This window comes from Clostridiales bacterium, assembly GCA_014799665.1.
Lineage (GTDB): Bacteria > Bacillota > Clostridia > Christensenellales > Pumilibacteraceae > Anaerocaecibacter.
Genome location: JAAVHP010000023.1, coordinates 1 through 15,149 on the forward strand (window position 1 = coordinate 1; position 15,149 = coordinate 15,149).

Annotated in this window: 14 protein-coding genes and 1 pseudogene; 1 reads left to right on the forward strand and 14 read right to left on the reverse strand. The window is 36.5% G+C overall.

Translation table 11 applies throughout. The features are described 5' to 3' along the window. Positions 1-406: 406 nt before the first annotated feature. The 9 genes from HDT28_07690 to HDT28_07730 all read right to left on the reverse strand — a co-directional run bounded on the left by HDT28_07690 (position 407) and on the right by HDT28_07730 (position 9,747). The gene (locus HDT28_07690; GenBank protein MBD5132449.1) at positions 407-1,720 is read right to left on the reverse strand and encodes an AAA family ATPase; all 1,314 of its coding nucleotides are present in this window, start codon (positions 1,718-1,720) and stop codon (positions 407-409) included. Between the two features lie 253 nt (positions 1,721-1,973). Continuing rightward, positions 1,974-2,783: a glycosyltransferase family 2 protein gene (locus HDT28_07695; protein MBD5132450.1), complete on the reverse strand. Its 810-nt coding sequence runs from the start codon at positions 2,781-2,783 to the stop codon at positions 1,974-1,976. Between the two features lie 13 nt (positions 2,784-2,796). Next, positions 2,797-3,519 carry a glycosyltransferase family 2 protein gene (locus HDT28_07700; protein ID MBD5132451.1) on the reverse strand — a complete coding sequence of 241 codons (723 nt, stop codon included), beginning with the start codon at positions 3,517-3,519 and terminating at the stop codon, positions 2,797-2,799. A gap of 155 nt (positions 3,520-3,674) precedes the next feature. After that, entirely contained in the window at positions 3,675-4,967 is a 1,293-nt protein-coding gene (locus HDT28_07705) for an oligosaccharide repeat unit polymerase (GenBank protein MBD5132452.1), read from the reverse strand. Next, positions 4,967-5,950: a hypothetical protein gene (locus HDT28_07710; GenBank protein ID MBD5132453.1), complete on the reverse strand. Its 984-nt coding sequence runs from the start codon at positions 5,948-5,950 to the stop codon at positions 4,967-4,969. Before HDT28_07710 ends, HDT28_07705 begins: the two co-directional genes overlap by 1 nt. After that, complete coding sequence (locus HDT28_07715; protein MBD5132454.1) at positions 5,950-6,786, reverse strand: DUF4422 domain-containing protein; 837 nt, start codon at positions 6,784-6,786, stop codon at positions 5,950-5,952. The genes HDT28_07710 and HDT28_07715 overlap by 1 nt, the downstream gene beginning before the upstream one ends. Further along, positions 6,783-7,922, reverse strand: a complete 1,140-nt coding sequence (glf, locus tag HDT28_07720) for a UDP-galactopyranose mutase (GenBank protein MBD5132455.1) — start codon at positions 7,920-7,922, stop codon at positions 6,783-6,785. Before glf ends, HDT28_07715 begins: the two co-directional genes overlap by 4 nt. Further along, positions 7,913-8,806 (reverse strand): glycosyltransferase family 2 protein, encoded by an 894-nt coding sequence (locus HDT28_07725; protein MBD5132456.1) that lies wholly within the window; start codon positions 8,804-8,806, stop codon positions 7,913-7,915. The genes glf and HDT28_07725 overlap by 10 nt, the downstream gene beginning before the upstream one ends. A gap of 5 nt (positions 8,807-8,811) precedes the next feature. Continuing rightward, positions 8,812-9,747, reverse strand: coding sequence for a hypothetical protein (locus HDT28_07730; protein ID MBD5132457.1), 936 nt, complete (start codon positions 9,745-9,747; stop codon positions 8,812-8,814). 11 nt (positions 9,748-9,758) lie between these two features. Between HDT28_07730 and HDT28_07735 the strand changes: the two are divergent. Then, positions 9,759-10,232: pseudogene (locus HDT28_07735) on the forward strand (transposase). A gap of 1 nt (position 10,233) precedes the next feature. Here HDT28_07735 and HDT28_07740 read toward each other — a convergent pair. The 5 genes from HDT28_07740 to HDT28_07760 all read right to left on the reverse strand — a co-directional run. Next, positions 10,234-11,688, reverse strand: coding sequence for a lipopolysaccharide biosynthesis protein (locus tag HDT28_07740; protein ID MBD5132458.1), 1,455 nt, complete (start codon positions 11,686-11,688; stop codon positions 10,234-10,236). Positions 11,689-11,711: 23 nt separating this feature from the next. Continuing rightward, positions 11,712-12,902: a TDP-N-acetylfucosamine:lipid II N-acetylfucosaminyltransferase gene (locus tag HDT28_07745; GenBank protein ID MBD5132459.1), complete on the reverse strand. Its 1,191-nt coding sequence runs from the start codon at positions 12,900-12,902 to the stop codon at positions 11,712-11,714. A gap of 9 nt (positions 12,903-12,911) precedes the next feature. Beyond that, positions 12,912-13,454 carry an acyltransferase gene (locus tag HDT28_07750; GenBank protein ID MBD5132460.1) on the reverse strand — a complete coding sequence of 181 codons (543 nt, stop codon included), beginning with the start codon at positions 13,452-13,454 and terminating at the stop codon, positions 12,912-12,914. A gap of 16 nt (positions 13,455-13,470) precedes the next feature. Then, the gene (locus tag HDT28_07755; GenBank protein MBD5132461.1) at positions 13,471-14,583 is read right to left on the reverse strand and encodes a DegT/DnrJ/EryC1/StrS family aminotransferase; all 1,113 of its coding nucleotides are present in this window, start codon (positions 14,581-14,583) and stop codon (positions 13,471-13,473) included. 230 nt (positions 14,584-14,813) lie between these two features. Further along, the coding region (locus tag HDT28_07760; GenBank protein MBD5132462.1) for a UDP-glucose 6-dehydrogenase at positions 14,814-15,149 on the reverse strand (336 nt) is incomplete at its 5' end.

Below are 15,149 nucleotides of genomic sequence, written 5' to 3' on the forward strand. Positions count from 1 at the left end.
ATATGCGCTTTTCCTGCAGCATGGAGAACTATATCATACTCCTCCTTAATTTCCGGCACCTGCGAAGCAAGATCTGCCACAATATCATTTGAGCCATCGCGACCCACAGTGGACACAAGCTCATATTCCGACTTAAGCTGATTTAATATATTAGCTCCCAAGAAACCGGAGGCACCGGTAAAAAGGATTTTCTGAGGTTGTTTCATTTTGTTTAACTAAGGAATATGGATAAAATTGAATTTCGCGCTTACGCGCTCAAGACGGTGTTGATTTTGGAATGCGAAGTACTTAAATTCTACTTGAGGAAGCCTTGTTGAAACTTGGGGAAACTTGTTTCAGCTTGTTTCAGCTTGTTTCAGCATGAAACATGGAAATAGCTGAACAGCAATATATTATTTGATTTGTTTCAGTTTTCGGATTTAATTTTGTTCAAAATTCTGTTGACTTTTGAGAGGGAGATTTCCAATCGGGATGCGATCTGACGTTGTGTCATTCCCTCCGCAGCGAGTCGGTTGATCTCTTCGGGTATATCAATATTTGTCTTGGCCGGGATGATATTGAGACAGGTTTGTTCCGACTCATTACCCTTGAAATCAAAGTGAAGCCAGCCATTGGAAAAAACTCTTTCCGCCAGAATAACATTATTTTCGCCATATTCAATATGCCCGCTACGGGATTTGAGTTGCTTGATGTATTGGCATCCATTAGGATTAGTTGCTTTCCCAATAGCAAAACAGCTGTCGATGAAATTGAACAATCTCTTTGAGCCTTGAAGATCATTTTGAGAGATAAGAGTATTCTCCTTTCTTTTACCCGTGTGGGCAAGAATCAAAATACTCAGATCATATTTCTGTTGCAATATCTTCAATCGATATATAAGAGCTGAAAGGTTTCTGGGTCGATAACAATCTCTGCCGAGGAAAGATATATTATCAATTATAATAACTTTAAAATCACTTTCCTTAATCATCTTTTCAAGATCCTTTAGAAGGATTGTCTCCGGATGAGCAGACAAGAAAACCTCCGGGATAGGTTTAGATCGGAAAAAATTAGCAGGGAATCGGAAATAATTTCCACCGGGATCGCGGTAACGAGTGAAGAAAATATCATCCGACATTTCATAGTCACAGAATAGGACTTTCTGCGACTTTGCAATCTCAACGCCAATTTGAACAGCGAGGGCACTTTTGCCGAGATTTGAATCAGCGAAAAGACAACACAACTCACGTTCTTTCCATATATTCATCCAAAGGTTTTTGGAAGGTTGGGGTAACGAGGAAACGGGAATCTCAGAAGGGGATTTAATTATATGCAGATCTTTCTCCGGTTGGACCGGGGTATCGAAAGTAACCCCATAGAAAGAATTGTTACCAACTTCGATAGCTTCATTAGTTTTCAGTTCACGGAGTCTATTTTCAGCTTGGTAGATTATATAATCCCAGTTGATTTTATGATCTCTGAGATGAGCGTATCCCCAAAGTAAAGATTGGATGGTATTAGCGAGTTGGACAATATCCTTCACAGGGCGACCGGCCTCACGAATCAGGCAACCTTCCCTATCGAATGGATAAAGAATGTCATCTTTAATGACGACCTTCCAATCGTCGTATTCTTGAAACTCATAGAAACGATTTTTTATGAGTTGAGAGAAATATCTTGGTGCCTGGTAAAGGATAATATTTCCAGCTTGGTCGGTGGTAGATATGTTATTGAAATCCATTATAAATCTTATTCCTTTGATTATTGATGCAAAGAAAATAAGAAAAGAGAGAAATGGATTCTTAAATATTTACTTTATTGGGATTTCGCGCTTCCGCGCTCAACACAGTGTAGATGAGGAAGAAAGTTAAACTACCTTAAAAATATTATTTAGATTTATATTATAAGGTAGTCAACTAACTTAATGATGAAGACTCCCGAGACTTTTAGCATATCATGGGAACTAAAATACAATATGCTGGTCTACAACCCATTCAACTTAGAGACTTCTTTTTATAAGAAATTTTCTGTTTAATTTTTTTATAAAAATAATAAGGCATATAGTATCCTATTAAAAGTACCCCCGACAAAAATTTATTGTATTTAAGCACCTTATTATACATATTGATATTATATTTGAGCATTTCAATTTTATTAGAAGATATTGACCCTGTCCTTTTTCTATAAATGCCCAAAGATTTTTGAAGACCATAAGCCTTCCCATAGTTTTTAATTATTTTGACCCATAATCCCCAATCTTGACGTTTACGAAGGAGTGGCATATACGTCTTTCCTATTTTTGCAGTATCGTACATAGCAGTTAGGCATCCAATACTATTATCCCTTACAATCTGTAAGAATGAAAGCGATTTCAAACACTCTACAAATCCAATTATCTGCCCTTTCTCATTAATAACATCATAGGATGTATAACTCAATGCACATTCCATTTTTTGCATAAATTGGATCTGTTCTTCAAGTTTTGTTGGATACCAACAATCATCTGAATCGCAAAAAGCAATATACCTTCCGTTAGCATATTTTATAGAATTATTCCTTGCTACAGCTGCTCCAGAATTTCCTGCTAAGGAAAAAAATTTAATTCTTGAATCTTTGGAGGCGTAATTAGCAATAATATCGAGTGTCCTATCTTGAGAACAATCATCGGTAATCAACAATTCCCAATTCTTATATGACTGAGCTAATATTGATTCTATCGTTTCCGATATATATTCTGCAGAATTATATGATGGAGTGATGATTGATACCAAATCACCAGAATGTTCTTGCCTTATTGCGTTCATTTGTTTATTTTATTTATTTCAACCCATTTTTGATATCTTGACTACTAATATTATAGTAATTCATTACCGCTGAAAGCTGTTTATCATTTTGAGCTTCCCCCCAATTACTATCTCTTAGAGAAGAATTAGAATGCATTTTTTGATAAATTAAATCAACTGGTAAAATGGGACGTGATAATTTTATCGGAGTACAATGAACACCTTGCAGAAAGGCCATAAAAAAAAACCATATATCATCAGCATTCGGAGCTAATGACATAAACAGATTCTTATTATCAATATCCTTATACAATAAATCCTTCTTATAAATAATTCCGCCTATACCTGTAGGAAAAAAAATCCCTGTAGTAAAATCCTTTGTACCCAATTCCCATTGATTATATGGGAGCAACTTATTACCATTAAACCTGAGTTTGTGAACATGATAAGCATAAATACTATGGGGATTACTATCCATTGCCTCTACCAATCCTCGAACTAAATCTCTTGGATAATACTGATCATCATCCACTGTAATTATATATTCTTCTCCAACTTCGTCTAATGTTGGAATTAATTTTTTATAAGATTTTAGATCCTCACAATATTTAATTTCAACACCATACTCATTTAGACTCTTTATTCTTTTTGGAAGGTTATCATCATTCCATTTATCATCGAGCCAAAGAATGATTCTATCTGGTTTCCGAGATTGCCTTAATAATGAAATAAGAGTATAATAAACACTCTTTTTCACCCGTCTCCCATAGCTAGTCAAGGATACACAAACCTTTACAGGCAGCTCGGTCGCCCTCAACTTAGTAGGTCTGATAACATGGAGATCTACAAGATACTTTATAGAGTATCCTTTAATTGTTTTACCTACAATACTTAATTTATTTAATAAATTCATCACTTTTCATTATTTAAAGACACAAACCGATTCCTAGAATTACTTTTACTATGAAATTTTCTAAAAATTGATCCATATGATTGTCCATAAATTGAGAATTTATACTTACTTAAATAATATAATATAAATGAAATAATATATATCTCCCAAATTCTCTCGAGCCCTAAACCATAATTAAACCATCCAAAGAATAATACGGCAAGAGTTAAAGCATAAGAACTTGCTAAAAAAATCGAATTACTGCGAAGATAAAGAACCCTAAAGAAATAACAAAGCAATCCAGAGTAAAAAGAATTTGTTATTACATATTTCATACCTCCTGATGTATAGAAGTTTCCAAAGAAAGTACAGACATTACTTTGAGTTCCCAAAAATAAATCAGTAGTTATCCATAATTTAGAATGGAATGAAAAAGACGAGGGATCTATCCAAGACATAAATAATTTTACAAAGGGATGTGTCATACCGGTTCCATGAAATTCCATATTCTTATCAATTATTTCACTTAAAGGTAAAATACCTGATGTGATATAAAAGTAAAAATGACGAGCAACAAACTCCATAAAATGGTCATTATCCTCTATCCCTGTATTCAATCTATAATACAATACAAATACCAAAAGCAAAACCAGACCACCTATTATTATGGTTTTAGGATTTATCTTCATTCCGGTAAATCCCATTGTCACAAATCCGGCTACTAAAGAATAGGTTAACCATGTTTTTGAGCCTATGGCAGTAATCAACATCATTAGTAATAAAATTACTCCAATACGTTTAAGAGGTTTGCACTTATAACCAAAATAATATGGTACTGCCAATATGAGAACATTCGAGATTCTACCTGCTATTCCTCCTTTTCCTACTTCATCACCCATCTCTTTTGAAGCAAAGTCACCAGAAGACCCTGACTTTAAAGTCAACAACATGGAGAATAAAATACATATTCCAAAGATTATATTTATCAGGCTCTTATCATTTACACCAGCGTACAAGGATCTTTTTTCATCACACACACCACTTTCAGGGAAAGCCTTTTTAATAATAATTTCGCAAGTGGCTCCTCCTATCCAAAAAATCACCAAACCCACAGACCATAAATTTAGGCATAACGGATTAAATGGTACAAAATACATTGCTTTATTAAATGCAACGCATATCAACATTATAATTGTAAAAGGGATAGATAGAAAAAAAAACGGATTAATAACTGTACGACATCTCTTGTATTCAATAATATTGAACACAACTACAATTGTAAAATAGATGAAGTAGCTTAAGAATGCTTCCATTAATGGAAATTTTTTAGGATGTCTGAAAGATACTCTCCGTTAGCTAACTTTTGTCCTATATTTTCTGCGTTATCCTTCATTCTTTTATAATCTTCTTCTGAAAGATTAGATAAAAGAGTATTAATATCTTTCAAAGACTCTACTGCAATGCCAATATTATTATTCTTGACAAATTCAGACATAGCAGACTCTTTCCATACAATTACAGGAAGACCTGCCGAGAGATACATGGATAATTTATGCGGACTAATATATCTTAAATATTTACCTGTTATACCACTACATTCATCGATTGATTCTCCATCCCATACTAAACCAAAATGAGATTTAAGGTTAACAGCTAATTTATCGGGTGAAAAGCAACCACAATACTCCAAACCTTCATTTAGACTTTGATTCTCTATTCCTATACCAAATAATCGAAATGAAACTAAATCATTTCCTTTCAATTGAGATAAAAAATCACTTTTACCTAAATTACCGGCAAATGCAATCTTGTATCCATCTTTATCAGGTTCCTTTGATAAGGTACTATCCAAATAATCAAATATCTTTAGGACTTCTATATTTTTATTAATATTATTATCCAAAAGCCATTTTTTCATTGAAGCCGTATGAGCTATGACAAGATCCGCCATCTTCAATGGCTCAACTGTATCCAAACTTACATCCCTTAGACAATTCAAATCATGAATCAGGATTATTACCTTACAACCCTTCTCATGAGCCCTTGCAATTTGCTTTTCACATAAATTAGTAGGATATTGAAGAAATAGCACACCATTTTTTGGCATACTTAAATAGCCCTTTACATTCGAGAGAACAGTATAAATTCTGCCCAATAGTCTATTTTGGATACATTTTGCAGATAACCCAATATTTGTATATCCATTTTTCGATAAGATTTGCTCTGCATCAAGCTTTGCTTTGGAAGAAGCTGTGTACTTATCAGGATAGTTTTTTGAAATAAATACTTTCTTCATTACTGTAGATTTGGGAGAAATATACCATCATTTTTTAATCCGACAACAACTGAATCATAAAGATCTATTTTTTTAGCTCTATGTAAGTTATTCATTTTAAAAGTTAGATTTCTTATCAGATTTCTGATTTTTAACTTATAAGGATTATTCTTCTTATCAGAAGTGGTTGACAATGCTGTTACAGATAATTTATTATGCGACATCCATAACCCTAATAACGCTTCTCCCATATACCCTATATTTCTTTTTTGACGGGTATATCCACTCGGTTTAACCCGACTCTCAACTTTCTCCAGTAGAGGGAACAAGAATCTACAATACTCGTTATAGACCTCCCGATGCGCTATCAGCATATTAAATACTGTATATTTATTAGAATTACAGAAATAATCAATTACCGACGACTTCATTTCGGGATACAAGTCCAATAGTGTATCAAGCAGAATATATGTATCTTCAAGACCTATAAATGATGCCAACTTTACCAAATTTGAAACATCCGATACATATTCCTTAGAGATCAATGTATTCCCTTTTTTTAGTTCCCTTCTAATTGTTGATTCATCTACATCAAAATATCTGCGATAGTGAGCAAGACCTAAATAATCCTCAGACTGCAGATTCTTCCATGCCCAGTACATTGCAGTCAATTCACAATATGAGGCATTTTTATCTGAAATATTTTCCCCTGTATTGTCCCCGGGGATTCCCAAATCTAAATCAGCATGTAATTTTTTTCCCACTTGGAGTGGAAAATACATTTCCGTAGATCTTATATTTGGGTCTTTCTTATGACAAGCGACTACAACCTTAACTTTCTCTTCTTTATAATTCATCCTTGATTAAATTTCATTAAAGCTTGAGCTATAATCGGAGCCATATCGTAATATTTATACTCGGCTAAGCGACCACCAAATATCACCCTACCCTCTTTGTCTGCAAGCTCCTTATATTTTGCATACACGTACTGATTCCGCTCGTCATTCACGGGATAGAACGGTTCCATTCCATCTTTCCACTCTGTGGAATATTCTCGGGAAATTACAGTCTTGGGATTTTCATAAACGGCATTGCCAAACATCTCAAAATGCTTATGTTCTATTATTCGTGTGTATGGGACATCGGCAGAAGTGTAATTCACCACAGCATTCCCCTGCCAATTGGGATTATCAAGAGCTTCTGTCTCAAATCTGACTGTGCGGTATTCTAATTTTCCATAACGATAACCGTAGAATTCATCTATCTTCCCAGTGAAGACAATCTTATCTGCAATAGACTCCCATTTTTCTCTATCGTCGAAGAAATCACTCTCCAGTCTCACCTCCACTCCTTCAAGAAGTCCGTCAATGAGCTTGTTGTAACCTCCGATTGGAATCCCTTGATAACTATCGTTGAAGTAGTTGTTATCAAAGGTCATCCTTACAGGAAGGCGACGGATGATGAAAGCAGGAAGATCTGTGCATTTGCGCCCCCACTGTTTTTCCGTGTAACCCTTTATAAGCTGTTCATATATATCCCTGCCGATTAGAGTCAGAGCTTGCTCTTCCAAATTACGAGGTTCACCCACCCCCTCGGCTTTCATTTTATCAACAGCTTCCCAGCGCTGTTCATCCAGTTTCTTTTGCGCGTCCTCCGGCGTTTTCACTCCCCACATCTGATAGAATGTGTTCATGTTAAAAGGGAGATTATAGAGCTTGCCATCCGGAGCTTGGGCCACCGGGCAGTTGGTATATCGGTTGAATGGAACGATGGAATTCACAAAATCCCATACCTCCTTGTCGGAAGTGTGGAAAATATGGGCACCATACTTGTGAACGTTTATTCCATCAATATTTTCGCAATATATATTTCCTCCGCTATGGGAGCGCTTGTCGATGACAAGGCATTTCTTACCTGCTTTATTTGCGAGATATGCGAATGTTGTGCCGAAGAGACCAGCACCAACAATTAAATAGTCATATTTCATAATAATTTCCCTTTTAATCTTATTCTTAAGTAATCCTTAAAGATTGCAAACTTTGAATAACCATTTTCTTTAGCAGCTATCAATAACAACTTTAAAAGTCTAAAATTTCTTTTCTTTATCGCATCAGAAAGAGGGAGAAACATTAAAGGGTCTAATACTGGTATATAATTTCTTTTGAGAAATTGATTTTTCCTTGAAAACACTTTTTCTCTTATTATCAATTTCTCTTCCGAAAGCTGTTTTGATACTGAAGCAGAACGCTCGGTAATAACATATCCTATTCGTGAATCTATCCTTATATCCTTTGCATAATACCCAACCATATATGAGTAAAAGGTATCATTGTGGATAGGTATTTCATCAAAAAAGATCTTATTTTTAATAACTATTTCTCTTTTGATAATCTTACACCATGGTTCCCCAAATAAATACTTTAATGCTATTTTTCCTTTTTCTAAATCTCTTTCCGACAGTTTAATCAACTCGTCAAGATGATTTGCTCTTGCTTTGGGTTGATATGTAATGGAATCTACAGATTTAGCATTAAAGAAAATAATATCATAATTGTCACTTCCTGAATAATCTTCTAAAATATCCGAAAATTCTGATGTAAAATAATCATCTGCATCTGAAAAAATCAAATACCTACCCTTTGCGTATTTCATTCCTATATTTCTTGCCTTTCCTCCCCCTCCATTTTTTTCAGTTGTGTAGAACTCCACTACAGGAAAATTGTCTTTTAATGCGTCTAATTTGTATTTAGCATCCCTAGGGCTACAATCGTCAACAACAATAACTTGTAGATCTGTTCTTTTCGGAATAGACCTTAATAATCGTTCAAGAAGATGCGGAATATTATAATGAGGAATTATTATAGTATAAGTATACACAATTTTTATATTCTAACACGTTGAAACTCTACATTATTAATTTTAGCAGCATACATGGGAAATTCAGAAGGATACATAATGTCAGTACCAACACAAAATACTTTTTTAGCTTTACTTATCATATAGAAATCTACAAATGATTTTAAATATGCATCGTTTTTATCTTTGCTACCCTTGGCATCAATATGTACCAACTCACCAGGGATGGTATAACACCCATCAAGATCCTTTACAATATCTAAGAAAGTTTTACTGTCAGAAGTTACCAACACCTTATAGAATGGATATGAATTTCTAAAGTCAATAACACTCTGCTTGCATTTACTTAATAGCTTATTTCTCTCTTCTTCCGGTAAGGCTGAAAAAGAATATTCTTCGAAGTCCCCTATTAGATTTTGGAATCTAAACACGACAGCAATGTAATCATCAAAATGTAATCTTGTGATTGCATCTTGCAGTTTTAAAGACGGTTTAAAAAGCTCATTAAATAAATCCCCCCATTTATGTGGATCTTCATCTTTTATATAATCTCTATTTGCATATACATGAATTTGTTTTCTCTTTGGTATTTTAAAACGATTTGAATACTTTTCAGCTATTAAATACAAAATATCAGATTCTTTTATATTTTCCGAAAATTCATTATCTTTAAGAATCCAATCATATTTATTAGGTATTAGATATTCTGATAGCTCAAATGGATATGTATATTTTATTCGAAAATCAATATTATTCTGTTTACAATATGCAAATGATGAAATTATACCCTTGAACCGATCACACATACCTCCATGCCAAACCCTTCCATCTACACAACTAATGATTCCCTTAAAAGAAGATTTATTGGATGGAGCCTTAAACCACTTATATTTCCAAATTATTTCTTTAAAATAATGGGATACTGGAATAAGAGTGCTATATATTTTATCCTTTATACTCATTAGTTTTAGCAATATATGGCTTGCAGTTTCCCTGTGAAAACATCACCGTTCCATATGACAGGAGTGCAAGACTCAACATCTGGGGAATAATTGACTACGGCAGTCGGTACCATGGTTGCAGCACCACCGAAAGCATGACATCCAAGCGCATCGCGGATTTCCTTGACAGATTCTCCCTTACAATAAGGAAGGACACATTCATTGTGCTTGAAAATGCTAAAGTGCACCAAAGCAAATATATGAAGTAAATGAGAAAGATATTGGAGAAACGGGGACTTTACCTTTTCTTCGTGCCTCCATATTCCCCTCATCTTAACATTTCATAGACTCTTTGAAGAATGCTCGAAGGGCAATGGATACAACCTGCAGACCACGTCTCGACTGACAATCTCTTCTATGCTGTCAACCGAGAGCTGGCTGGACATGGTAAAACCCATTTTATAAAATTCTCTAAAAAAGCCCGATATGTTCATTTATTTTTCTGAATTACTTATTCAATATTTTTCTACCAATTACCCTAAAAATATCCAATGGATTATATTGGTGTAAAACAGTAGCCATTATTAAAGTTGGCAATATCGTTGCAATCAAAATCCATAATATCTGTAAAATCGGTTCAATAGGCGTCCATAATTTAATTGCTAATAAAACAATTACTATCGTTACAGCCGAATTAAAGATCTGAGGCAAGAATTGCTTATAGAAAGGCCATGATTTGGAGTGTAAAGTGTAACGGTTCATTATCCAATAATTGATAACGAAATTAATCAGCAATGCAATGTCCCATGCCCATGCCACAGATTCAATTGTCCTGAAATATACCGCCGCAATGATGAATGCACCAACGGTGCATATTGCGCTTTGCAAGCCACAATAGAAAAGATGGTTGGTCTTTCCTGCAGCCTGGAAGAGTGAACCTGAGGTAGATAGTATGATCTGCAATGGAACAGATATGGCAAGGATCTCAAACACCGGAATGGCAGGAAGCCAATTCTTACCAAAAATTATGACTATGATTGGAGAGGCACAGAAATAGAGGAATATTCCAAGCGGGAAACTTATCCACGACAGAATCTGCGTCAACCGGATATTCTTTTCCGCAAGCTCCTCCTTATTATCCTGGAGTGAGGATAGGATAGGATGAAGCACCGGGGTGATTACAAAAGTTATGTTTTGGAGTGGCAACTGCATCAGACGGTATGACTTGTCGTAATATCCAAGATCCTTCATCGAGAAGAACTTCCCTATTATCAGTTTGTCGGCATTGCGAGAGAAATAGTTGATGAATGAAAAAAGGAACTGATACATTGAATAACTCCAGACCCTTTTGACAACCTCCATATCTATAGGCCATACCGGGCATTGCGGAAAGTTGTAAAAATTATATGCAAAAACTCCGACTGCAGAGACTATAGGGGATACCAAGAGTGCATATATCCCCCATCCATGAAGGGCCATCCAGCAGGCAAATGCACCGCTCACCACCTGAAAGCATAGGGTCCGGACAGCAATAGCACGGAACATCTTGTTCTTCAACATCATGCCATTTGGTATGATATTCAGTGTCTTGAAGAAAAGGCAGATGCAGAGCCAGCGTATTACAGGCACAAGGGTCTCATCATTATAGAAATCCGCAATTGAACCTGCTGAAAAGAAAAGAATCAATGTCAATCCTATCGCCAACCCGACGCTGATGGTGAACAGCGACCTGATATTATGCTTAGTGAGATCCTTGAACTGGATGATAGCCACTCCAAGCCCCATATCGGAGAAGATGTCGAGGAACGCCATGATGACAGTGGCAACAGCCATCGTACCGAAAGCCGCCGGCGAGACATTACGTGCCAGGATTGCAGTAATGACCAATGAGATTACAATGCCCGAATACTTCGCCACTGCAATCCAGAACACTCCTTTTGTCAGCTCCTTTCCTATCGACATGAAAGTTTTAGATTAAGATAATATCAGGAGTTATGAATAGATTTCCACTTCCACAATTTATCATAGAGCTTTTGCATCACATTTAACGCTTCATCTCTATCGGAATAAAGTTTTCGAACAATTTGTCTATTCATTTCCATCTGCTTTGGCGTTAACGGCTGATTTAGAGTCTCAATCGACAAATCAGTCTGAACACTATAGACATAAAAATTCCTTTCTTTAAGATATCGGTATGTAGTGGATGTTTCAGACAAAAATATTTTACAGCCTGTCTCCAATAGGAAATAGATGTTTCCCATGGCCTGCTGACGTTCATGATAAAATATTGCATAGGCACAATGTCCAATCAAATTATAATAGTCGGACACAGGCATATAGTCACATATTATATTTAGGCTGATATCGTCTAATTCATTAGCCTTATGTTGAATGGTGTCTCTCCAGACCTCACTTCCCCCATAATTGATTGGTATAATCAATTCCCTCTCTTTGATTCCAAGACTTTGGAGCTTTTCGAAGATATCCAAGTGATTATTGCTTGGATTTGCCGAATTGCCAATTAGAATATTCTGATTCTTTACATAATCAGGAATTGCGGAGCCAAAGCGAGATGGATCATAGTATTTATATTCTACGTATTCAGCCTTAAATCCCTTGATTTTTTTTGCTAGTTCATATTCGGAAGAAAGAACACATGTAAAGAAATCAATTCTTTTAACAGCAGAAAGCAATAGTTTGCGTAGTTTATAATAATGCAGCCTCTTTACAACAGGTATTTTTTTTAGATAAAACTTTAGCCATCCCTTTAGAGTTGCTGTTTGCTGTTTTTTTAACTCTTTTACAGTCGCCGTACGATATACGTTATTAAGTTCAATTAAAGGATAATCGGCAGGATACTGATATAGATCATAACCCCAGGCTGACCATATAATTGCTATGTGCGATGGAATTAAGGGTAGTAGTTCCAAAGGAGATACAAGTAAATTATGCAATATTATCGCATCAAAGAAATTATCATTTAAGTATTCTAAAAATTTCTCGGTTGATATTCGATTAATCCTATCCTTTTGTTTTACGAATCTTAGTTCATTTGAATCATTACCTACAATTGAATAAGAATGGTCTGCATTTTCTTTGGAAAGATCATGGAAATTGATGACATTATCAATGAATTTCTCATCGGATACAATATTTAAGATCCTTAATTTATCCATATTCACTTTTCAACCTCCAACTATCTCCAAATTTATTTTTTTCCTGCTTTTGACAACCTTTGCAGGTATGCCAGCTACTATTTTCCATGCCGGCACATTCTCCTTTACCATGCTCATGGCTCCTACAATTCCTCCTTCCTCAATTGTAATATCAGGAAAAATCACAGAGTTGCAACCTATTTGTGAGAATTTTCTTAATGTCACTTTGCCTCCCGTAACATTTGTTTTTTCTTCAGGATGGATAGGACCAATAAGATATTCTCCGGAAAAATCATCCATCGCACTGTAGATTGTTGAGCGAGGTGAAATTCCTGTGTAGTCTTCAAGCTCAATACCCATTGAACCATATAACGCAACGTACGCTGAAATATGGATATGGGATCCTAAAGTTATATGACCGGAAAGGATACAGAAATCATCGATTCTAACATTATCACCTATTGAAATGTTTGAAGCTCCGTAGATGGAGCACTTCCTGCTGATGAGCACGTTCTTACCATAGGATTTTAATCCTAAATTTTTCAGTTCCTCTTCGCTATAAAAAGATGTCATTGTCTTACAAGTAGAGTCATTTTTTTATACATGTCAAGACTCTCTCAATATCCCCCTCAGATAACGCATGATGCATAGGGAGACAGATCACCTGATCAGCCATCCGGGTTGCAACAGGAAGATTTGACGGAGCTGCAGAAGGCAGTCCTCTATAGGTTGTGAAAGTGCTGATCAACGGATAGAAGTAGCGACGACCAAGCACATTATCATCCCGCATCTTGAAATAAAGCTCATCCCTGCACATCCCATATTTCTCGGCATCCACGAAAATCGGGAAGTAGGAATAGTTATATGTTACATTTGGACGTTCGTTAAAGAAAGAAATACCGGGAACATCAGCGAGTTCCTTTCTATAAATATCCGAAACCTTATGACGCTCTGCTATAGCCTTATCCACCTGGTGCAAGTTAAGGATACCGTAAGCAGATCTCAGCTCATCCATCTTCGAGTTGATTCCCGGAGCCACCACCTCGGTTTCCCCTGCAAACCCAAAGTTCTTAAGATAGTCGATACGCTGTTTCGTTTTAGCATCATGGCAAACGAGCGCACCCCCCTCAATTGTATTGTAAGTCTTTGTGGCATGGAAAGATAGGGTGGAGAGATCACCTGCGTTGAGAATTGATTCGCCATTGACTTTGACACCAAAGGCATGCGCGGCATCATAAATAATCTTCAGGCCATATTTATCTGCTATTGCCTGAATGGCTTCTGTATCACAAGGATTGCCATATACATGCACAGGCATAATTGCTGTGGTCTTAGGGGTAATAGCTGCTTCTATCTTATGAGGATCAAGGTTCCCTGTATTGGGATCTATATCAGCAAACACCGGTCTTATTCCATTCCACCAAAGGGAATGGGTGGTGGCTACGAAACTGTAGGGAGTCGTGATGACCTCTCCTGTGATTCTAAGAGCCTGTAGAGCTGTTATCAGCGGAAGAGTTCCATTTGTAAAGAGGCTCAGGAATGGGACACCAAGATATTCAGCTAATTCTTTTTCAAGACGCTGATGGAAAGAGCCGTTGTTTGTAATCCACTTGCTATCCCATATCTCCTTAAGCATTGCATTAAATTCATTGAGATCGGGGAGTAACGGTGATGTGACCGTTATAATTTTATTTTCATTCATATACTATATGGTTTACTATATAAGATAGAAAGGCTCTAATAATGAGTGCATCATTATTTTATTCAGCTCTTAATTTACTTTCTTTTAGATAAATCCTTATTAAAAGGAGATTGGCGAACCGAAGGTTCGCGCACTGAAAACAAACGGCTGCGCGGTAAACTTCCGAAGAGGATATGTCAGAGATGAAGGCTATACGGGAGATCAGTCGGGGATGAGGACTTTCCGGGAGATCAGTCTCTTGCGAATAGGTCGCGGGTATAGACTTTTTCTTCTACATCGGAGAGGTCGGAGCTGTTGCGGTTGGCGAGGATGGCTTGGGAGAGACGCTTGAATTCTTCCAAATCATTCACTACGCGCGAGCCGAAGAAGGTGGTGCCGTCTTCGAGCGTGGGCTCGTAGATGATGACGGTGGCACCTTTGGCTTTGATACGTTTCATAACTCCCTGAATCGAACTCTGACGGAAGTTGTCGGAGTTGGATTTCATCGTGAGGCGATATACGCCGATGATGCATTCGCGCTCAGGGGCGTGTCCGTAGGTGTTGGCGGATGTGTAGTCGTACCATCC